Annotated in this window: 17 protein-coding genes; 5 read left to right on the top strand and 12 right to left on the bottom strand. The window is 45.5% G+C overall.

The annotated features are described in order from the left end of the window. The first annotated feature begins 76 nt into the window (after positions 1 to 76). The gene (locus tag NDJ01_RS03190; RefSeq protein ID WP_258586241.1) at positions 77 to 2,050 is read left to right on the top strand and encodes a diguanylate cyclase; all 1,974 of its coding nucleotides are present in this window, start codon (positions 77 to 79) and stop codon (positions 2,048 to 2,050) included. 12 nt (positions 2,051 to 2,062) lie between these two features. Here NDJ01_RS03190 and queC read toward each other — a convergent pair whose 3' ends face one another. Both queC and queE read right to left on the bottom strand, forming a co-directional pair. Continuing rightward, complete coding sequence (queC, locus tag NDJ01_RS03185; RefSeq protein ID WP_065646445.1) at positions 2,063 to 2,758, bottom strand: 7-cyano-7-deazaguanine synthase QueC; 696 nt, start codon at positions 2,756 to 2,758, stop codon at positions 2,063 to 2,065. A 14-nt stretch (positions 2,759 to 2,772) separates the two neighbouring features. Further along, on the bottom strand, positions 2,773 to 3,423 hold the full coding sequence (queE, locus tag NDJ01_RS03180) for a 7-carboxy-7-deazaguanine synthase QueE (protein ID WP_041852955.1): 651 nt from the start codon (positions 3,421 to 3,423) through the stop codon (positions 2,773 to 2,775). 216 nt (positions 3,424 to 3,639) lie between these two features. Between queE and NDJ01_RS03175 the strand changes: the two genes are divergently transcribed. After that, entirely contained in the window at positions 3,640 to 4,449 is an 810-nt protein-coding gene (locus NDJ01_RS03175) for a Cof-type HAD-IIB family hydrolase (RefSeq protein WP_074191295.1), read from the top strand. 162 nt (positions 4,450 to 4,611) lie between these two features. On the opposite strand, the gene NDJ01_RS03170 is transcribed toward NDJ01_RS03175, so the two are convergent. The 10 genes from NDJ01_RS03170 to NDJ01_RS03125 form a co-directional block, all read right to left on the bottom strand. Next, positions 4,612 to 6,057 (bottom strand): bifunctional NUDIX hydrolase/phosphatase PAP2 family protein, encoded by a 1,446-nt coding sequence (locus tag NDJ01_RS03170; protein WP_085343811.1) that lies wholly within the window; start codon positions 6,055 to 6,057, stop codon positions 4,612 to 4,614. Positions 6,058 to 6,445: 388 nt separating this feature from the next. After that, a complete protein-coding gene (locus tag NDJ01_RS03165) occupies positions 6,446 to 7,777 on the bottom strand; it encodes a trypsin-like serine protease (RefSeq protein ID WP_258586240.1) in 1,332 nt (443 codons plus the stop codon). Between the two features lie 194 nt (positions 7,778 to 7,971). Then, a complete protein-coding gene (locus tag NDJ01_RS03160) occupies positions 7,972 to 8,448 on the bottom strand; it encodes a GNAT family N-acetyltransferase (RefSeq protein WP_046874942.1) in 477 nt (158 codons plus the stop codon). Between the two features lie 190 nt (positions 8,449 to 8,638). Continuing rightward, positions 8,639 to 10,516: a propionyl-CoA synthetase gene (locus NDJ01_RS03155; RefSeq protein WP_258586239.1), complete on the bottom strand. Its 1,878-nt coding sequence runs from the start codon at positions 10,514 to 10,516 to the stop codon at positions 8,639 to 8,641. A 57-nt stretch (positions 10,517 to 10,573) separates the two neighbouring features. Beyond that, positions 10,574 to 11,770 carry a 2-methylaconitate cis-trans isomerase PrpF gene (gene prpF, locus NDJ01_RS03150; protein WP_258586238.1) on the bottom strand — a complete coding sequence of 399 codons (1,197 nt, stop codon included), beginning with the start codon at positions 11,768 to 11,770 and terminating at the stop codon, positions 10,574 to 10,576. Positions 11,771 to 11,779: 9 nt separating this feature from the next. Further along, the gene (gene acnD, locus NDJ01_RS03145) at positions 11,780 to 14,371 is read right to left on the bottom strand and encodes a Fe/S-dependent 2-methylisocitrate dehydratase AcnD (RefSeq protein ID WP_258586237.1); all 2,592 of its coding nucleotides are present in this window, start codon (positions 14,369 to 14,371) and stop codon (positions 11,780 to 11,782) included. A gap of 156 nt (positions 14,372 to 14,527) precedes the next feature. After that, positions 14,528 to 15,670, bottom strand: a complete 1,143-nt coding sequence (gene prpC / locus NDJ01_RS03140; RefSeq protein WP_012841784.1) for a 2-methylcitrate synthase — start codon at positions 15,668 to 15,670, stop codon at positions 14,528 to 14,530. Between the two features lie 130 nt (positions 15,671 to 15,800). Beyond that, positions 15,801 to 16,697, bottom strand: coding sequence for a methylisocitrate lyase (gene prpB / locus NDJ01_RS03135; protein ID WP_005395068.1), 897 nt, complete (start codon positions 16,695 to 16,697; stop codon positions 15,801 to 15,803). Between the two features lie 12 nt (positions 16,698 to 16,709). Continuing rightward, a complete protein-coding gene (locus NDJ01_RS03130; RefSeq protein ID WP_005395069.1) occupies positions 16,710 to 17,423 on the bottom strand; it encodes a GntR family transcriptional regulator in 714 nt (237 codons plus the stop codon). Between the two features lie 265 nt (positions 17,424 to 17,688). Further along, on the bottom strand, positions 17,689 to 18,087 hold the full coding sequence (locus tag NDJ01_RS03125; RefSeq protein WP_258586236.1) for a GFA family protein: 399 nt from the start codon (positions 18,085 to 18,087) through the stop codon (positions 17,689 to 17,691). Positions 18,088 to 18,346: 259 nt separating this feature from the next. Here NDJ01_RS03125 and NDJ01_RS03120 point away from each other — a divergent pair, with 259 nt between their 5' ends. From NDJ01_RS03120 to NDJ01_RS03110, 3 genes are all read left to right on the top strand, one after another. Further along, positions 18,347 to 19,318 (top strand): tripartite tricarboxylate transporter substrate binding protein, encoded by a 972-nt coding sequence (locus NDJ01_RS03120; protein WP_005395072.1) that lies wholly within the window; start codon positions 18,347 to 18,349, stop codon positions 19,316 to 19,318. Between the two features lie 239 nt (positions 19,319 to 19,557). Then, positions 19,558 to 20,052 (top strand): tripartite tricarboxylate transporter TctB family protein, encoded by a 495-nt coding sequence (locus NDJ01_RS03115; RefSeq protein ID WP_053807463.1) that lies wholly within the window; start codon positions 19,558 to 19,560, stop codon positions 20,050 to 20,052. Positions 20,053 to 20,071: 19 nt separating this feature from the next. Beyond that, the gene (locus NDJ01_RS03110) at positions 20,072 to 21,598 is read left to right on the top strand and encodes a tripartite tricarboxylate transporter permease (RefSeq protein WP_053807464.1); all 1,527 of its coding nucleotides are present in this window, start codon (positions 20,072 to 20,074) and stop codon (positions 21,596 to 21,598) included. The last annotated feature ends 275 nt before the right edge of the window (positions 21,599 to 21,873 follow it).

The raw sequence follows: 21,873 nt of genomic DNA, 5'->3' as shown, positions 1-21,873 counted from the left end.
TCACAACGCTGATCAATTAATAGCGCTATGATTCTCCAATTCCAAAGCAACAAAAGAACATAAGGCACGTTTAAATATGCGCACGCTCTATCCTTTGCTTGCGTCACTCTTACTCGCCCCGGTATATGCTAGTGACACTCAAGATATTGAGCCAGAACAAAATATCACGCAGTGGCACGCCGTTTATCAAACCACATTGAGAAGTAATCCTGACTCAGCATTAAGCATGCTTCAAGATCGATACCACACCGCGAAATCGCACAGCGAAAAACTCTACGTCAGCGGGCTGATTTATGAATACATGTCGAACATAAAGCAGCCGTACTATGGAAGCAGCCAAGTTCTCAACAATAACTTTGCTCAGTTAGAGTCAGAGTACATTCTTGCCTTAAATGAACGTAAGCATGGTAGTTATGACGCCTCAGTAAAGAGCTTTTCTTCATTGCGACAAAAAATGAAGCAGACTTCAGATTCTGAAGGCAAAGCTTTGATGAACTATCAGCTCTGTTATACGTTGAATCAACAAGGTCGTTATCACAAAGCAAACTTTTATTGCTCGTCGTTAGAAAGCCATCTAAGTCAACAACACCAAGAAAACTTCCCTATTGATCTCGCGTTACGTGTGGTAGCGAATAACTATAACTATCGTGGTGACTATGAAAAAGCGCTGAGCCTTTATCGAAAGCTGCTGGCCAACATGTCTGCTCAAAGCGATCCTTCTGGCATTTACAATGACGTCGGAAATTTGCTAGCAGAGCTTGGGCAGTTTGAACAATCAGAACAATATCTCATCCAAGCCCTACTCGCTCGTCAAGATGAAGGGACACCACTCAAAGTCGCACAAGTCGAACATAGCCTTGGGGCAATGTATAAGAAATCCAAAGAATTCGATAAAGCCATCAATCATTATCAAAATGCATTAACAATACTCAACCAGCTCCACTACCCATATGGTCAAGGGTTAAGCTACTTAGGGCTGTCTGCGGTTTTAGCCGAAAGTGGGCAACTGGATACCGCAGTAGATTACATTAGAAAAGCTTTAGACATTGCTGAAACGTATGAAAATACGCACCTCGAAACGGAAGGGCATTTAGCTGCTGGGTTCGCGTATTTGAAAAACTATGCTAATGAAAAATCGATTGCACATGGCAAAGTCGCGTTAACACTAGCGAGCAATAACTCTAGACCATTATTACAGGCACAAGCTCAATTACTCCTTTCCGAAGCATACCAAGCCCAAGGTGATTATAAACTGGCATTAGAGCACCACGAAGCCTATTCAACCATTGAATTGGCCAACCGAGACGCTAGCAATATTAAAGCATTAGAGGCATTAGACCTCACAAAGAAAGAGTACGAATATGATCTTCAAGTCGCTCGGTTGAATAATGAAAAAAGCTTAAATCAGCATCAATTTGAGAAGCTTACCGATCAAAAGCGCACTTATAATTTTGTGGTTTCCTGTTTGTTGGTCTTGCTCATTCTGGCATTGATACTTCAGCGACAAACACGACAAAAAGCCAAAATAGATAGTCTAACATGTGCGTTGAATAGAGCGGCAATTATAGAGACCATCAAAGGTCAAACCTCCAAAGCGGACGAAGACTTCCGCTATGTTTTAGCATTAATCGACCTTGATGACTTTAAGACGATAAATGATCAATACGGTCATCCGACTGGCGACTTGGTGTTACAGCAAGTTTGCCAAGTGCTTAAAGCTAAGCTCAATAAGGGAGAGTATATCGGCCGTTTGGGTGGAGAAGAGTTTATCTTATTATTGAAAAACGTCGATGAAATTGACGTTCCTTTCCGCGTACAAAGCCTACACAAAACGATTTCAGAGAAGCGCGTACGCACGGTAAATAATAGTGATCTGAGTGTAACCGCTAGCTTGGCCTATCTATCAACATCAATGCCGCTTACCAACTTTGATGAACTTTATTCGATACTAGACCAAGCTTTATACCAGGCTAAAAAGCAGGGAAAAAACATCATTATAGACGCATACGATGAGCCAATTAGCCTAGGTTCTGACTATGTTAGCCAGTAAAGCAAGGCACGACTAAACGTCAGCAGCCTGCTTGTTCACAAGAGACTGCATTACGGTCTCTTTATTGTTTAGGTAATCATCTAAGCCAGCTTTGCGCAAATCGCACGATGGGCAATCACCGCAACCATCACCAATGACCCCGTTGTAGCAGGTCAACGTATTTTCACGAACCAGTTGCAACGCGTCATATTGATCAGCTAACGCCCACGTTTCTGCTTTATTTAGCCACATTAACGGTGTTTTGATCGTCAGGTTACGGTCCATCCCTTTCACCAAAGCCGTGTTCATTGCTTGCACAAAATCGTCACGACAATCTGGATAACCACTAAAGTCAGTTTCACACACGCCAGTAATTACGGTTTCAGCCCCAATTTGGTAGGCGTAGATTCCTGCGAGCGTTAAAAATAGAATGTTACGGCCAGGAACAAAAGAGTTTGGTAGGCCGTTTTCTTGCAATTCGTGTGAGACAGGGATGTCATCGCGCGTGAGAGAGCTAATCGCAAGTTCGTTTAAAAGGCCAACATCCATCACTTTATGCGCTTTGACACCAAGATCCTTTGCGATCTTTTGTGCCACTTCTATCTCTAACTTGTGGCGCTGACCATAATCAAAAGTAATGGCATGAACTTCATCAAACTCTTTAAGTGCTTGAACCAGACAAGTCGTGGAATCCTGACCACCACTAAAAACAACAACGGCTTTTTTCATTTCTCTCTCCGCTCTTAAGCAATACTTAGGTATTTATGAGTTTGAACAGACAAGCGCCAATTGCGAGCAATGCACGTTTCAATACACAATTGCGTTGCACGAGGCTTTTGGCTAATAGGCTGCAATGCAATGACAGTCTCAACCGCGACATTCGCATTTGCCAATAGCTCATCAAGGTGGTCGATGTCTTTTTGCGTACCAACTGGGTGCTTAATCTCATTCGCACGCTCTAACGCGCTATTGAGAACTGGCAGTTTACCCTTCATCGCCACTTTTGGTGACACGGTCACCCATGTATTTTCTGACGTGATGACTTCTGATGTGCCACTGGTTTCGATTTGGCATTGGCAACCCATATCTTCAAACGCCTTTGTTAAAGGGCGTAGATCATAAATACAAGGCTCACCACCAGTAATCACGATATGTTTGGCATTAAAGCCTTGCAGTTGATATTGCTCTACGATGTTCTCGGCAGATGCGACGCACCATGTCGGAGAATCTTCCGTCTTCACCAAAATATCACCAATTTGACGTTGGTCATTCTCATCTGCATACCACGTTTGTTTGGTATCGCACCATGAGCAACCAACCGGACACTCTTGAAGGCGAACAAAAACAGCAGGTACTCCAGTGAAAACCCCTTCCCCTTGGATGGTTTCAAACATCTCATTTAGCTTATACAACGTAGAACTCACTCAACTCATAATACTTCGAGGCGAAGACCTTAATGGACACACGTGTCTAGGTCAATTTAAACCAAAAATTAATTGTTAAAATAGACCATTTTGTAGTTTCATAGTCGCGGTGAGCGTAGGTTTCTGGTTAGCGTTATACCAAACCTTATTCACTTACAGTTCCCAAAAACTTTAAGGTAAGAAATGATGTATAAACTGATCGCATTAGATATGGATGGCACACTGCTTAATAGTGATAAAGCAATCTCTGAAGAAAACAAACAAGCGATCGCAAAGGCTCGAGAAGCAGGCGTTACTGTCGTTCTCGCTTCTGGTCGCCCATTAGAAGGAATGCAAGGCAAGCTCGACGAACTGAATATCCATTCCGATAAAGATTTTGTCCTTTTCTACAATGGCTCTATGGTTAAGAACGTAGGAACAAATGAAATCATCCACCAGCAAATCATTGATGGTAAGGCAGCAAAATTAGTCGCTCGTAAAGCGAAAGAATTAGGCGCTTATGTGCACGCATTCAGCCAAGTACATGGCTTGATCACCAATGAGAAAAACCCATACACTGACATAGAAGCCAACATTAATGGCTTAAATGTGACAGAGATTAATTTTGAATCGCTAGAAGATGATCATCCAATCATCAAAGCAATGATGGTTGCCGAGCCAAGTAAGTTAACTGAGGTCATCGCTGCGCTTCCGTCTGAAATGCGTGACGAGTTTACGGTGGTTCAAAGCGCTCCGTTCTTCCTGGAATTTCTTAACCCAGCGAGCAACAAAGGTATTGGTGTTGCTGCAATTGCTGAGTATCTAGGTATTCAACCAGAAGAAGTGATCTGTATGGGTGATGCTGAAAATGACCACCACATGCTGAAGTACGCTGGCCTTGGTATCGCGATGGGAAATGCGATGGAAGAGACCAAACAAATCGCTGATTACATTACGGTAAGTAATGATGAACACGGTGTAGCTAAAGCGATTGAAAAATTCGTCCTTAACGCTTAATTCTCTCCGCCGCTATGGCGTCAACGTTATTACCTTTAACTCAGCCATGGCGTCAGATATACGCAAAGCCACATTGTTGAGCTACTCAACGTAAAAAAAAGCCTTGCTGTAAAGCAAGGCTTTCTTTTTACTCGTATGCCTGAGAAAGAAAGCATACAACCATCAATCTAGCACTGTTTCTCTCTGTTGTTTTTCATGAATCAGCTTTCTTGCAAGCAAGATAAACAGCAACATCAACAATGGATAATGCAACGTCGACAATACCAATGACCACAAACCACTAAACGAGACAACAGAGCTTGAGTATAAATAAAGTTGCTCAACGAATACCAACGCAAGCGTTACAAAAATCATCTGACGAGAATCCAAATGCACTTTTGACTCTCTAAACGTCATAACCAACGCTGATGCCGTAATTAAAATAGCTAACCAGCGGCCAAACACAGGTAATGGCCAGATAACAGAGATGACCGCAGTTACTGCAGTCATAATGAACCAGACGCCTTTTGAACTCAGCACTTGATCAACATTCACGTCTTGATTTGTTTCCAATCGCAGAACATGCCAGGCCACTAAGCTTCCTAACAGCGCACCAAACAACATATCTAAGAAAAAGGCGCTACCAAGGAAAAACTTACATAACATAATAGTAAGCGTGACGAGCATCATGACAGCGGTCGTACCATTCAAACCGAAATAATGCGTTCTCTGAAATAAAAAGGTTAAAACACAAAACCAAACGGCAATAGGTAAACTTGGAAAACTAAATCCAAAGCTGTGTGTTAACTCCATCATTGGTATATAGACATGCGGGCGAGGAAGCGCAAAGCCCTGTTGAGCTACAAGTACCATCAGGGACGTCGCGCTAATAGCGAAAAAGAGTCGGAATACAAATCGACTGCCAAAACGCATCATTACTAACGGAAATAGAAAAAGCAGTATCGTAGGTTCTGTCAGTTCTATAACAAGATTTGAGATCTGATTCGCTACCTCGAAACTCGTTTCTGATAAAGCCCCTACCCAGCTTTGTAAGTCTTTCATCCACCTCAATTCAATCTGACGAAATGAAGGCGCGGATTCGATCAGCTGAGTCACATAAGATGCGGACTGCTGAGTAGCTTGTTCAAAAAACTGAATGGCTTGTGGCCATTGAGCGGGATAGCGGTACAAAAATGATGGCAGCTCGGATGGTCCAAGTAACATTGCTGATGCGATTTCTACTCCGTAGTGAGGAGCAAACCAAATAGGTAACTCATTCCCACCCAAGGAATTGTTCATCGAAAAAGCAATAATCTCAGAATCTGATATGCAATCGTAATAAACCGCGGTGTCAGTTCTGCCAAGTTCCTCCCCAACCGTGACCACTAAACCCGTTTCTTCCCACGTTTCTCTTTGCGCAGCAACTTTGGGAGATTCTCCATCAATAATTGTCCCACCAGGTAGAGAAATCTTATCCGTCAATATTTCATGAACTAGCACTAACTTGTCGTCAGCACGAACAACGCAGAGCGCCCCTTTTACTTCGCTCGCGGCAGCTTTAGCCGTAGAGATTGGTGAAACAGGTAACAAAATAAAACAAAGGATGAGTAATAACAGCTGTCTCAACACAAAATATGACCTTAAGTAAACATTATGATAACCAATGAATAATGGCAGTTAATCTTATCTTTTTCGATAAAAATTAAGTAACGAGTTATGCCAAACAACGTTGATCGAATAAAGCATGATCTTGAAGCTCATTGGAGAGTAATTTAATGCAAACCTGACAAAAATCAGACAAAACATGAAATGTTGATCGCAATTCTGCCAGTTATATGAAGGTAGCGTCAGGATAAAGTCATACACATTTTATGGGTTCTCAAAGTTGGAACAATAAAAAAGGGCTTATTATTCGAAAACAATAAACCCTGCTTATGATAACTATGCGCTGTTCGTTGAAACCAAGAATGAATTCTACCTCAAGTCACCAACGAATCAGCTTTTGAATGCTTGATGGTTAGTTAGACTTGCAATGTGCGTCGCGAACTTCTTGCCAAACACCCCAAGGTCCAGAGTCTGCTGGGTTATCGCCTTGAGTCCACCACTGCGCCTGCCACACTTTGCCATTCCAAGTAACCTTATCCCCTTTGAGATACACCGTACTCGCTTGCCATTCTGCTGCGCAGTTATCTGTTGGAGGCGTTGTCACTGTTTTCGCTTGAGCCGACACTAGCGCCTGATATTGTGTACTGGTCTTATCAACGTTGAAGTTCAAAGCAACTCTTGCTTCTCCCGCCTGAGCTGCTCCAAATTCGACATCGACACGACAGCTTGCATTCATTGCTAACGTCGCCTGAGAACACTGATCATTTGCAATAACGGCAGCATCAGCAACGCCAGAAGCAAACGCGCGAACGTTTTCTACAGTGAACGTCGTGTTACCTGAATTTTTGATAACAAAACTATGTTGCTGCAACTCGCCAACATTAAATGATGCCAATGTCTGTGCGGTGGTATACCCAACAGAAACATTCTCTTTCGGAGGTGTAGTCGTGCCAATGACACCATTAACAAAATTACGCATGGCGGCGATATCGCTATAAACACCATACATACCCGGACGAGCACAACCTATCCCCCAACTGACCACGCCAAGTTGAGTAATTACGCCACCACGATTAATAACGATTGGGCCACCGCTATCTCCCTGACAGGAATCTATCCCACCTTGAGGAATTCCCGCACAGAATGACACTTCTCCAACGGTTGTGTAATTGCCACCGGCTTGACGACAAGTCGTGTCTGACACGAGTGGAACGTCAACCTCTTGCAACCGAGATGGAGAGCTTCCTCCTTCAGAGGTTCTCCCTAAACCTGCGACTGTAAGCCAATCTCCGATGCTGGCGTATTGCGTTAGACTGCCATCGGCAATTTCAACCGCAGCAACACCTTGAGGTACAGAGTCTAACTTTAAGACTGCGAGATCGTGAGAAAGCGTTGCTCGGCGATATGCCGGGTGCATGTGGATTTCACTCACGTTAGCTCGAACACCGTCAGTGCCATTGTAAACGACGCCACCAATTTTAACCGCAATCTGATTCGGTGAATCACCCTCGACACAGTGTGCCGCAGTCAGGACGTAGCCATTCCCAATATAACTGGCACCACAATATGATCGGTTACCATAACGGCTAACAATTTGGGTGTAGAATCTCCACTCACTAGGATCAGCAGTGATGCCGCCTACGATCTGGGGTTGTATAGTGTGATTTTGTGTCTGTGACAAATCATCTGCACTTGCGAACATTGGCAAAACAGCCAACGCAAGTAACGATTTTGTTAGTTTCAAAATATTGTCCTCTTGTTTTTGTAAGCACGATCCTCGTGCTACTAATAAACAAGCAGACAAAAACGCCAATACCAATGTGGGCGCATATTAATTTACTAACATTGCGAGCAACTTATAGAGAAAAGTCTATTGACGAACTGAATGATTTCAATTCGCTAGAATGTGTATCACAATATTAAAATTAAGCATGGCCATTAGCTCAACGGCTTTCTTAGATAGTGAATATGGTGTGCAAACCCTTGTTTTTCATACAAAGAGATTGCACCCTGGTTAAAGTGCCATACTTCAACAAACATCTGTTTTGCACCGTAATCAGAGAACGTTGACTCAATTTTGTTAATCAATGCCTGAGCCGTGCCTTGTTTCCGAAACTCAGGTAACACATAGAGCTCATCCACACTTCCCATCATAACCGGCTGACTGACGGTAGAAACAAGTTCACAGAAATGACCAGAGATAAAACCAATAATTTCATCTCCTTGTTTTGCTACATAAACAAGACATTCAGGATCATCAATGTATCGAGCAATACTTTTTTCTTGCTCTATCTCCTCTGCAGTTTTGAACAGCTCCGGAGATTGAAGATGATGCTCATCATGCAGCTCAAACATAAGGTCGTTGAGCGACTCAAGGTCGCTAAAACACGCAGATTTAATTACAAACGTGGTCATACAAAGGGTCACTAAAAATTGAATGGCTGTAGTTTGTGAGGAAAATGCCGTATTGGCAAGTCACAAAATTGGCTGCACGAGACGTTTACGCTATCTACAAACAAAAAAGCCCCTGCACTTAATAAGCGTACAGAGGCAGAACCAACCTACAGAGTTCGAGGATCAGGGGTTAGTTAGAATTGAGTTTTAATTAGCGTCTTAACACTCGTTCAATTTCGTTCAAGCTACTTGGGTCATCAATCGTTGACGGAACGGTGTATTTTTCACCATCGGCTATTTGACGTATGGTTCGGCGCAGAATTTTACCCGAACGTGTTTTCGGTAAGCGATCCACAACCAGTGCATGCTTAAAGCAGGCAACCGCACCGATCTCACTACGTACCTTGCCAACAAGCTCACCTTCAAGATCAAGCTCGTCCACTTTTACGCCGTCTTTCAATACCACAAAGCCAAGTGGGAGTTGCCCTTTCAGATCATCGTGAATACCCACCACTGCACATTCCGCAATCGCCGGATGACCACCGACAATTTCTTCCATTTCGCCTGTCGATAAACGATGCCCCGCGACATTAATCACGTCATCAATACGTCCCATAATGAACAGGTAACCGTCTTCATCCAAATAGCCACCATCACCTGACACATAGTAGCCAAGGAATTGGCTGAGGTAACCGGTTTCAAAACGGTCATGGTTACGCCAAACCGTTGGCAGACAACTCGGTGGCAGCGGACGTTTTAATGCGACAAAACCTTGTTGGTTAGGCCCGACCGACTCTCCAAGTTCATTCAGAATCTCGACCTGATAACCCGGAATTGGCTTCGTCGAAGAACCCGCTTTAACTGGCATCATTTCAACACCTGTTGGGTTGCCCGCGATAGCCCAACCCGTTTCCGTTTGCCACCAGTGGTCAATAACGGGTTTGTCTGCTTTGCTCTGAACCCATTCCAGTGTTGGAGGGTCAAGGCGTTCTCCTGCCATAAAGATGGTTTTCAATTTAGAGAGATCATACTGTTTTAAAAACTCACCTTCTGGGTCTTCTTTCTTGATCGCACGGAACGCTGTCGGGGCAGAGAACAACGCATCTACTTTGTATTCGTCACACACTCGCCAGAATGCACCAGGATCCGGTGTTCGGACGGGCTTGCCTTCGAATAAGATTGTTGTGCAACCGTGAATCAGTGGCGCGTAAACAATGTAAGAGTGCCCTACTACCCAGCCAACATCAGATGCCGCCCAAAATACGCCATCTTGAGGAATGTTGTAGATTGCGCTCATGGAGTACTTCATCGCGACGGCATGGCCACCGTTATCACGCACAACGCCTTTTGGCTTACCTGTCGTACCCGACGTATAAAGAATGTAGAGTGGATCGGTTGCTAACACCGGAACACAACCGTGTGGCAACGCTTGGTTGTACTCTTGCTGCCAATCCAGATCTCTTTCTTGGTTTAGATCGGCTTCGCACTCAGGACGCTGGAATATAAATACTTTTTCAGGCTTCCATCGGCTGTCCATAATGGCCTTGTCTACCATTGGTTTATATGGAATAACTTTGTTGATCTCAATCCCACACGACGCCGTCATGATGACTTTCGGCTCTGCATCTTCAATTCGTACAGCAAGCTCATTAGGTGCAAAACCACCGAATACAACGGAGTGAATTGCTCCCAAACGCGCACAGGCTAGCATCGCCATTGCGGCTTCTGGAATCATCGGCATGTAAATAACGACTCGGTCACCTTTTTCAACGCCTTGCGCAGACAGCATGCCGGCAATTTTTGCCACTTGGTCACGCAGGTTACTATAGGTATACGTGGTTTTATTGCCGGTTACTGGCGAGTCATAAATGAGTGCCGTATTATCACCGCGTCCTTGCTCGCAATGGTAATCCAATGCTAACCAGCACGTATTCATTACTCCATCTGGGAACCAACGTTCGATGCCGTTCTCATCAGATTTCAAGATGGTTTTAGGAGATTCGAACCAATCGATATTATCCGCTTGAGCGCGCCAAAAACTCTCCGGTTCATTCTTCGCCCATAAATATTCTTTTTCGTATGAAGACATATTGCTTCCTCCAGTATGTCCTGACATTGCTCTCGTTCTATTCAAAGACCGTTCTTTTCACTCAAAGACATCAGAGGGTACACGCACAAATCCCTCCATTAGTATTCTCGCACTTCGGCTCATGATGGCTTTTTGTACCACCCAGCCCTGTTCAGCTTGCTTCGCTTGTGCTCCAACTTTTAACGCTCCTGACGGGTGGCCAAAAGTCACTGACTCTTTTTCGCCTCCACCAGCAGCCAAATTGACTAATGTTCCCGGTACACAGGCCGCCGAAGCAATCGCAACGGCTGCGGTTCCCATCATTGCATGGTGAAGTTTGCCCATCGACAACGCACGTACCAGCACATCAATTTCCGACTCATTGACCGCTTTACCACTTGAGGACTGGTAACTTTTCGGCTTGGATACAAACGCGATTTTTGGTGTGTGCTGGCGTGTTTGAGCTTCTTCTAAATCAGAAATCAGACCCATTTTTAATGCGCCATGCGCACGGATAGATTCGAACATCGCCAATGCTGCATCATCGTTGTTGATGTCATCTTGCAGTTCCGTGCCTTGGTAACCAATCGACTCAGCATCAATGAAAATGGTTGGAATACCTGCGTTGATAAAGGTGGCGTTAAACGTACCCACATCAGGCACCACCAAATCATCGACTAAGTTGCCAGTTGGGAACATGCTGCCTTCGCCATCAGAAGGGTCAACGAAATCGACTTGAATCTCAGCGGCCGGAAACGTCACGCCATCGAGCTCAAACTCGCCGGTTTCTTGGACGAAACCATTAACAATTGGAACGTGAATCAAGATGGTTTTGCTGATGTTCACCTGCCAAACACGCACCGTCACAATACCATTTTCTGGAATGCGATCTTGTGGAATCAGCCCAGCATGAATGGCGAAGGGACCAACTGCCGCAGACAAGTTGCCGCAGTTACCACTCCAATCGACGAATGGTTTGTCGATCGACACTTGTCCAAACAAATAGTCAACGTCATGACCGTCTTGGCTACTGCGCGAAACAATCACTGTTTTACTAGTGCTGGAGGTTGCACCACCCATACCGTCGATTTGCTTCGCGTAAGGATCCGGGCTGCCGATAACACGTAACAACAGCTTGTCACGCGCGGCTCCAGCCACTTGCGCTTCTTGTGGCAAATCGTCGAGGTTGAAAAAGACACCTTTACTTGTGCCGCCACGCATGTACGTCGCCGGCACTTTGATTTGGCTCATTTGATTCGGAGTTTTGCTTTCCATAACCGCTCCTTATTGCGCCAAGAAATCTTGCGCGAAACGCTGCAAAACACCGCCTGCGTTGTACACGTGAACTTCGTCAGCGGTATCTAGGCGACAAGTAACCGGAACATCGACTTTATCGCCGTTGCTACGCGTAATAACCAAGGCTAAATCAGCGCCCGGTTTAATCTCACCAACTACGTCGTAAAGTTCCGTCCCGTCCAGTTCTAGCGTATTGCGGTTTACACCTGGCTTGAATTGCAATGGCAGCACGCCCATGCCAACCAAGTTGGTACGGTGAATACGCTCAAAGCCTTCCGCAACGATAGCTTCTACACCAGCCAATCGAACGCCTTTCGCTGCCCAGTCACGAGATGAACCCTGACCGTAATCCGCGCCGGCGACAACAATCAATGGTTGTTTACGATTCATGTAGGTTTCAATCGCTTCCCACATGCGTACAACCTGGCCTTCTGGTTCGATTCGCGCTAGAGAACCCTGAACCACTTCACCGTTCTCTTTCACCATTTCGTTAAATAGTTTCGGGTTAGCAAAGGTCGCACGTTGCGCCGTTAAGTGATCGCCACGGTGAGTCGCATAAGAGTTGAAGTCCTCTTCCGGAACGCCCATTTTGGCAAGGTATTCACCCGCAGCACTGCTCGCCATGATCGCGTTGGATGGTGACAGGTGGTCAGTCGTGATGTTGTCGCCCAGAACCGCTAATGGACGCATGCCAGACAGTGTTCTTTCACCCGCCAGCGCACCTTCCCAGTAAGGTGGACGGCGAATGTAGGTACTCATCGGACGCCAGTCGTAAAGCGGACTAGAGCTTTTCTCTGCGTCATCCAGCTTAAACATCTGAATGTAAACTTGCTTAAACTGCTCAGGTTTAACATGATTACCGACAACAGCATCGATCTCTTCGTCACTTGGCCACAAATCATTTAAGTAAATTGGTTTACCGTTTTGGTCAATACCCAGAGCATCGCGCTCGATATCAAAACGAATGGTACCCGCTAACGCATAAGCAACAACCAATGGTGGTGATGCAAGGAAAGCTTGTTTTGCGTAAGGATGGATTCGGCCATCGAAGTTGCGGTTACCAGACAGAACGGCTGTCGCATATAAATCGCGATCAATGATCTCTTGCTGGATTTTTGGATCCAACGCGCCACTCATGCCGTTACAAGTGGTACATGCGTAACCGACGATACCAAAGCCAAGCTTTTCTAACTCTGGTAATAAGCCCGCTTCTTCCAGGTAAAGACGCGCTACCTTAGAACCCGGAGCAAAAGACGATTTCACCCAAGGTTTACGTACAAGGCCGAGCTCATTGGCTTTCTTCGCTACAAGACCAGCCGCAACCACGTTTCTAGGGTTACTGGTATTAGTACACGATGTGATAGCAGCGATGATAACTGCACCATCTGGTAACTCGCCTTCTTTCTCTTCCCACGCACCAGAAATGCCACGCTGCGCCAACTCCGATGTTGGTAAACGGCGGTGAGGGTTTGACGGGCCGGCCATGTTACGACTTACTGATGATAAATCGAATTCCAGTACGCGCTCATAAACGGCAGTATCTAGATCGTCAGCCCAAAGACCAGTTTGTTTTGCGTATTTTTCTACTAAAGCAACTTGCTCTTCATCTCGACCAGTTAGTTTCAAGTAATTGATGGTCTGCTCATCAATATAAAACATGCCAGCTGTCGCGCCGTATTCTGGTGTCATGTTGGAAATGGTTGCACGGTCACCAATTGTTAGGTCGCGAGCACCTTCACCAAAGAATTCAAGATATGAAGAGACCACACGCTCGTTACGTAGGAACTCAGTAATCGCCAGAACAATATCCGTTGCGGTAATCCCAGGTTGACGTTTACCCGTCAGTTTGACACCGACAATATCAGGTAGACGCATCATTGATGGTCGGCCAAGCATTACGGTTTCAGCTTCCAGACCACCAACACCGATCGCAATAACACCAAGAGCGTCTACGTGAGGCGTGTGACTGTCCGTACCCACACAGGTGTCTGGGTAGGCAATACCCTGCTTCGCTTGCACCACAGGAGACATTTTCTCCAAGTTGATTTGGTGCATGATGCCGTTACCCGCAGGAATCACACTGACGTTTTCAAACGCTGTTTTACACCACTCGATAAAGTGAAATCGGTCTTCATTACGGCGTTCTTCAATCGCGCGGTTTTTATCGAAAGCATCAGGATCAAAGCCCGCATGCTCAACCGCTAAAGAGTGGTCAACGATCAGTTGAGTCTCAACGACAGGGTTCACTTTTGCAGGGTCGCCACCCTGATCCGAAATAGCATCGCGCAGACCCGCTAAATCGACTAGAGCGGTCTGACCAAGAATGTCATGACAAACAACGCGTGCTGGATACCAAGGAAAATCAAGATCACGTTTACGTTCAATTAACTGTTTCAGGCTATCCGTCAATGTGTTCGGATCACAGCGACGGACCAGTTGCTCAGCTAGCACGCGGGAGGTATAAGGGAGTTTTTCATAGGCTCCAGGAGAAATGGCATTGACGGCTTCGCGTGCATCAAAGTAATCCAGTTGAGTTCCCGGAAGCGGCTTACGATATTGGGTATTAATATTTGTGTTCATGGTTTGCTTCCATTCAGTCTGTACATCTTGCCTTCATCAACGTTTTTCCATTGCTCCAGAAACATCGTGATGAGAGGAGCTCCTTCCTCTGTCAGAGAGAGGTACAAAGGAAGGAGGTGGTCAATCAAAGCGTATGTGCCCTAATTGACCTTCGCGCTAGCGATTCTCGATAGGTACCCATTCTTGATGGTCTGGGCCCGTGTAATCAGCACTTGGGCGAATGATGCGGTTATTGGCACGTTGCTCATAAACATGTGCCGCCCAGCCCGTTAAACGACTCATCACAAAAATTGGTGTGAACAGCTTGGTTGGAATGTCCATGAAGTGGTAAGCCGATGCATGGAAGAAGTCCGCATTACAGAACAGACCTTTCTCTCGCTTCATCACTGATTCCACACGCTCAGAAACAGCATATAGATGCGTATCACCGACTTGCTGTGACAGCTCTTTCGACCAGCGCTTAATCAACGCGTTGCGAGGATCACTTTCGCGATAGATGGCATGGCCAAAGCCCATGATCTTGTCTTTGTTGGCCAGCATTTTCATGATGTTCGCTTCCGCCTCGTCTGGCGTTTGCCAATCTTCAATCATTTCCATCGCTGCTTCGTTTGCGCCGCCATGAAGTGGGCCGCGAAGCGTACCGATTGCTGCCGTGATACAAGAATGAATGTCTGACAACGTTGATGCACAAACACGCGCTGCAAAAGTTGATGCGTTGAATTCATGCTCAGCGTAAAGGATTAAGGAACAGTGCATCACTTGCTTGTGTAGCGCTGATGGCTCTTTATCTGTAAGCAATCGCAAGAAGTAACCGCCGATGCAGTCTTCGGTTTGATCTTCTGTATCGATACGAACGCCATCGTGACTAAAACGATACCAGTAACAGATGATCGCTGGGAAAAGCGCTAGCATACGTTCCGTCGAATGTAATTGCTCATCGAAGCTCATTTCTTGCTCTAGGTTTCCTAACACAGAACAACCAGTGCGCATCACATCCATTGGATGAGCAGTAGCAGGAATAAGCTCTAACGCTTGCTTAAGCTCAGTTGGTAAGCCGCGAAGGTTTAAGAGATGTGTCTTGTACGCATCCAGTTCTTTCTGAGTTGGTAAGTGACCGCGTAACAGAAGATGTGCAACTTCTTCAAATTGAGCATTATTGGCAAGGTCAGTAATATCGTAACCGCGATAAGTCAGACCGGTCCCCGTTTTTCCGACAGTACATAAAGCTGTGCTTCCAGCGCTTTGACCGCGTAGGCCTGCACCACCTAACTCTGCTTTCTTTTCTGCAGTTTGAGACATTGTTTGAACTCCTTTTCTGTCTGGCTTTGCCCTCTTTGGAGCGTTTTTTAGCCAGACGAATTTCACGTTATTGAATTAGATAAATTCCGATTATCTTTTCTTGGGCTTCCGTCTATCTTTTCTTTTCCCGCTATTTTCCTTCAGAGAATAGCTGGTCAAGTTTGTCTTCGTAATCGTGGTAGTTCAGGTGCTGATACAACTCTTTGCGTGTTTGCATTGAATCAACCAAAGCTTCCTGATTGCCCACTTCTAGCAAATGCTTGTAAACCGTTTCAGCGGCTTTGTTCATGGCACGGAACGCACTTAATGGGTAAAGCACCATATCGACTTTCGCTTTTGCAAGCTCATCGCAGCCGTACAGTGGCGTTGCGCCGAACTCGGTAATGTTCGCCAGAATAGGAACGTGCTTTCCAGTTGCTTGCTCAAGTGCGTTTGAGAACTGAAGGTACTGATCCAGCTTGGTCATCGCTTCAGGGAAAATCATATCCGCGCCAGCTTCCACACACGCAATCGCACGCTCAATTGCACTGTCCATACCTTCAACAGCTAGCGCGTCAGTACGAGCCATAATCACAAAGCTTTCATCATTTCGTGCGTCAACCGCGGCTTTTACGCGATCAACCATCTCTTGCTGGCTCACAATTGCTTTGTTCGGACGATGCCCACAACGTTTCTGTGCGACTTGGTCTTCCATATGAACCGCAGCAGCACCCGCCTTTTCCATTGCTTTGATCGTGCGAGCAATATTAAATGCGCCTCCAAAACCGGTGTCGATGTCGACCAATAGCGGTAAATCACACGCGTTAGTGATGCGGTCAACATCGACCAGTACGTCGTTCAATGTTGTAATACCGAGATCCGGCAATCCGTATGACGCGTTTGCAATACCGCCGCCAGACAAATAAATCGCTTGATGCCCCAAGTTTTTCGCCATCATGGCGCAGTAAGGGTTAATGGTGCCGACAATTTGCAGCGGATTGTTTTGTTCAATGGCGAGTCTGAACTTCGCTCCCGGTGTTAAGCTCATGACGAATTCCTTCTAGTCTTTGTCTAAACTTTCTGTATGTATAATTTGCGATTGGATGAGCTTTCGACTTCCTGAGATGTGTCTTCTCATCAGCATTTCTGCAAGCTCTTCATCGCGATTGCGAATGGCTTCCAGAATGAATTTGTGTTCAGTCAGCGCTTCATTTGGACGAGATTGCGCGCGCGGTGACTGATAGCGGTACATGCGTAACAAGTGGTAAAGCTCGTCGCACAGCAGAGAAATCAGCTTGCTGTTTCGGCTTGCTTGGATGATGCGATAGTGAAAATCAAAATCTCCATGCTGATGGAAGTAAGAGGCTCCCTCCACTTGATCGATGTGCTTAGAATGTGTCGACAATAGCATTTCCAAGCTCAAGAGCTCTTCTTGCGTAATATGTCGTGCTGCTAACCTTGCCGCCATACCTTCTAGCGCTTCGCGAACCGCATAGAGTTCTATCAGCTTTTCTGGAGAAAAAGTGGTCACTCTAGCCCCGACATGAGGAATACGTTCAATGAGCCCTAGCCCCTCTAAACGCATTAATGCTTCACGCAAAGGACCCCGGCTGACTTGATATTTCTTCGCCAGTTCAGGCTCCGAGATTTTATGACCAGGCTTAACATCGCCATTCACAATGACTTCAATCAGTGTTTCTGTCAGTGTTTCTGACTTGGTGTGTTCTTTCTCAGAACCCAGTACTTTATAACGAGTTTTCAACTCAGAGTTCATACTCAGATACTCACGTTACCGACATCAAAATGTCTACAATTTCTTAACCTGAATATAAAGTAGTCGATCAAAGTGTCGACAATCAAGTAAATTGTCGACAATTTAGACTAAGGTCGTAATTTAAATCGACGAAAATCATCTATTACGAGCTAAATTGAGGGGTAATTGCGAAGGAAAAAGCAAATTGTCGACAACTAAACACCTCTTAACATTATGATATAAAAGAAAAATAATTAAGCCGTCGAACAATTAAGGATACAAAAGGCTATTCTTTAGGTGAAAATTGCTCAAAAACTTGCTGCGATGTCATCTTTTGTGAGGTGGGATTGAGGTCATAATACGCGGGCTTTTCATCGGTAAAGATCTCTAATGAGAGTTTGAAATCTGGATTGTCGAACAAACCAGCGGAGAGAATGTACTCGCCTGTCGGTAACAAATGATAGAAAAGGTTTGTGCCGCATTCGCCACAAAAACCTCTCACCGCCCAGTCAGACGATTGATAACGCTTTGGCTCGGCCCCCTTAAACGTTACGTTAGGACCATAATGCACAGCATGGAGTGCTCCACTCGACCATTTTCGACACATCGAGCAGTGGCATAGACTCACTTCATTCTTAGCATCTGCGATCACTTCAATAGCGCCGCACAAACATGTCCCTTTCATTCTCTGTTTCCTTATTCGTTTGATGTCATTCCATTATGACGCAATTGTTAGCACGCACGCGTGATGTGCAACCAATTTTTCAGCGTGAACTTTATGAACAAAATATCCGTTATGCTCAATATTCTCTTTATCGACGTTTTAAAGACATCAATTTAACACTTGATTAACCTTTGACACATCAGCATCCAGTTCGAGTTAAAAGCTGAAACAAAAATAAGACTCATATAAAAATAGAGTCACCAACATAAGGAACGTGAACATGTTAAAGGTAATCAAACCAACGCTCGCCGCATCGATCATCGCAGCTTCATTTTCATTTAACGCTTTTGCTGCTGATGTAGAAAAAATGCATTTCTTGATCCCTGGAGGTGCCGGTGGCGGCTGGGATATGACCGCACGAGGTACAGGTGATGTGCTACTCAAATCAGACATCGTTGAGACGGTATCTTTTCAGAACCTTTCTGGTGGCGGCGGCGGTAAAGCCATTGCGCACTTGATTGAAACGGCAGATCGCCAAGAAGATACGCTGATGGTGAATTCAACACCGATCGTCGTTCGCTCTCTAACAGGTATTTTCCCTCAATCCTTTAGAGATCTCACTCCCGTTGCAGCCACCATTGCGGATTACGGTGCCATCGTAGCCTCTGTTGATTCGCCATACAATTCTTGGGAAGACGTAGTAAAAGCATTTGAATCTAACCCTCGCAAAGTGAAAATTGCGGGTGGCTCTGCTCGTGGCTCGATGGACCACCTCGTCGTTGCCGCCGCATTTAAAGGCGAAGGATTTGATGCGCGTAAAGTTCGTTACATCGCTTACGATGCGGGCGGTAAAGCCATGGCAGCCCTTCTTTCAGGCGAAACTCAACTGCTCTCTACGGGCCTAGGTGAAGTACTGGAGATGTCAAAATCTGGTCAAGTCAAAGTGCTAGCGGTAACTGCACCAAAACGCCTAGAAGCCGCACCAAACATCCCTACGCTAACAGAATATGGTAACGAAACGGTCTTCGCTAACTGGCGTGGATTCTTTGCTGCACCAGGTACTAGCCAAGAAAAGCTGGATGAATGGAATGCAGCATTTACCAAAATGTACAACACTGACGAATGGCAAGTCGTCCGTGACCGCAATGGTTGGATAGACAACTACAAGGCGGACAAAGCGTTCTTCGCGTTCCTTGAAGAGCAAGAGCAGCAAATGGGTGACTTAATGCGCGAGTTAGGCTTCCTAAAGTAACAGTCGAACTGGGTTCCTTAGATTCCAACCTCACCCAATAACGTGGGGTTGGTATTTCCCCAACTGTATTTGCACTCTAAGTTTCACCGTATATGGATATTGTCGACAATCGGCATGCACACTCCTTTGTTTATATACCCAAAGCAGCTCGACTAGCAGCGAAATGCTTAATTGTTAATGGTTTAGTTTATTCATTAACGTCCATATGCGGTCTTTTTTATTTTTGTTAGGAGTTGAATATGCCTCGTTCAACCAACTTTTTCACCAAAGAATATTTGCTCTGTCGTGACCGTGTCGGCGCAATGATCTTTCTACTCTTCTGTCTTTGCTACGGTTATCAAACCTCGCAAATTCCATTGTTCCCTGGTGATGAATACGAACCGTTCACCGCACGTACTTTGCCAACCATCCTGACTTACGTTGGTGCTGGCCTTTCTTTGTTATTGCTGGTAACAGGACAACCAGATAAACAAAGTGGCGCGGTGCTGAACTTTAATTGGAAGTTACTGATCGCTTTCTTGGTTTTGATGGCGCTTTACGGCGTAGGCCTGACTTACCTAGGCTTTGTTATAGCTACTGGCTTCTTTTTATTGGCTGGCTTTTATCTGCTGGGGGAAAGACGTAAACCCGTTCTGTTCGGCGCGTCGTTTCCATTCGTGATCGCGTTCTATTTATTACTCACTCAAGGTTTGGACATCTATCTCGAACCGGGTTTGATTTTCACCATCTGGTAGTCAAAGAAAGGACTGAATTATGTTAGATGGAATTCTACAAGGTTTATCCACTGCAGTAATGCCAATGAACATCATAATGGTGATCGTTGGTTGTTTCGTCGGTACATTTATCGGCATGTTACCTGGGCTTGGGCCGATCTCAGCCATTGCTTTGATGATCCCAATTACTTATGGCCTAGAGCCCTCTTCTGGCCTTATTTTGATGGCGGGTGTTTATTACGGTGCGGTATTTGGTGGCTCTACATCGTCGATTTTAATTAACGCGCCGGGTTGTTCTTCAACCGTGGTGACAGCATTCGACGGCTACCCGATGGCTCAAAAAGGCCAAGCAGGTAAAGCATTAGCTTTGGCAGCTTATTCTTCTTTCACTGGCGGTACGCTATCTGCAATTATGTTGCTTGTCGCCGCACCAGCATTGGCTAGCGTTTCACTTAGCTTCCAATCGTCAGACTATTTTGCGTTGATGCTACTTGGGTTATCAGCAGTCGCGGCTTTTGCGGGGAAAGGTCAGGTCATCAAAGCGTGGATGATGACCATTCTTGGTTTGATGCTATCTACAGTTGGTATCGATAAAGGCGTAGGCGTTGAACGCTTTACCTTCGGTTTAACGGATTTAATGGATGGCTTTAGCTTCTTGTTGCTTGCAATGGCGACATTCGCACTGGGTGAGACGCTGATGGGCATTCTTAAACCATCAAAAGACACCAGCGATGAAGAACAGGAAAAGCTGAGTAACATTGGCTCAATGAAAGTGACCAAGGACGAAATCAAAGATGTTGCGCCTGTTTCAATTCGCTCTTCAATATTAGGTTTCTTCACTGGCGTTCTTCCTGGCGCAGGAGCAACCATTGCTGCTTTTTTAAGCTATGGCATGGAGCGCAACCTCGCACCTAAAGAGAAAAAGGAAGAGTTCGGTAAAGGCAGTATCCGTGGTTTGGTCGCGCCAGAATCAGCGAACAATGCAGCCTCTAGTGGTTCATTTGTACCGCTGCTAACGCTTGGCATTCCGGGGTCTGGTACAACAGCAATAATGCTCGGCGCGCTGATCGCTTACGGTATTCAGCCAGGCCCTCGCCTGTTTGTTGAACATCCAGATGTGTTCTGGTCGGTGATCATTTCCATGTACTTCGGCAACATCGTACTCGTGATCCTGAACTTACCGTTGATTCCGTACATTTCAAAGCTTTTGGCGGTTCCAAGAACGGTACTTCTGCCGATGATTTTATTCTTCTCAATCACCGGAGTTTATTTGGTCTCATTCAATACCATGGATGTGTTCGTGATGCTGATTGTCGCTATGGCTGCCATTGCACTTCGACTCGCTAACTTCCCACTTGCGCCTTTATTGCTGGGTTTCATCCTTGGGGGATTAATGGAAGAGAACTTACGCCGCGCATTAATGATTTCAGACGGCGAATTGAGTTTCCTATGGGAGCGCCCTATTACCCTTACCTTTACTGTTTTAGCCGTATTGGTACTGGCAAGTCCACTAATCGTAAAGCTGATTCAAAAGTTTAAAGCACAGCCAGTGAGCGTTGAGCAGTAATAGCTGTCTCTTTCAACCTAGACAAAGCCATCCATCGCGGTGGCTTTTCTTTCTCCTATCAAATCGTTCACTTATTAAGCAAAACAATATTGACAAGTCATCGCCTATATATAAGAGTAGTTGCATGAATACACACTTAGCGCAATTTAACCAACGAATTATCATCATTCCATAGGAATGGTGGGATATTTGATGCGCTCAATATTTATCGAACCCACCCATAGCGGTGGGTTTTCTGTTTCTACCGTATGGGGAATACTCTCTTGGAGGCGGTC

The organism is Vibrio sp. HS-50-1, assembly GCF_024747315.1.
Classification (GTDB): Bacteria; Pseudomonadota; Gammaproteobacteria; order Enterobacterales; family Vibrionaceae; genus Vibrio; species Vibrio diabolicus.
The sequence above is the reverse complement of the archived record's forward strand: the minus strand, read 5'-3'. Positions and strand labels throughout refer to the sequence as shown.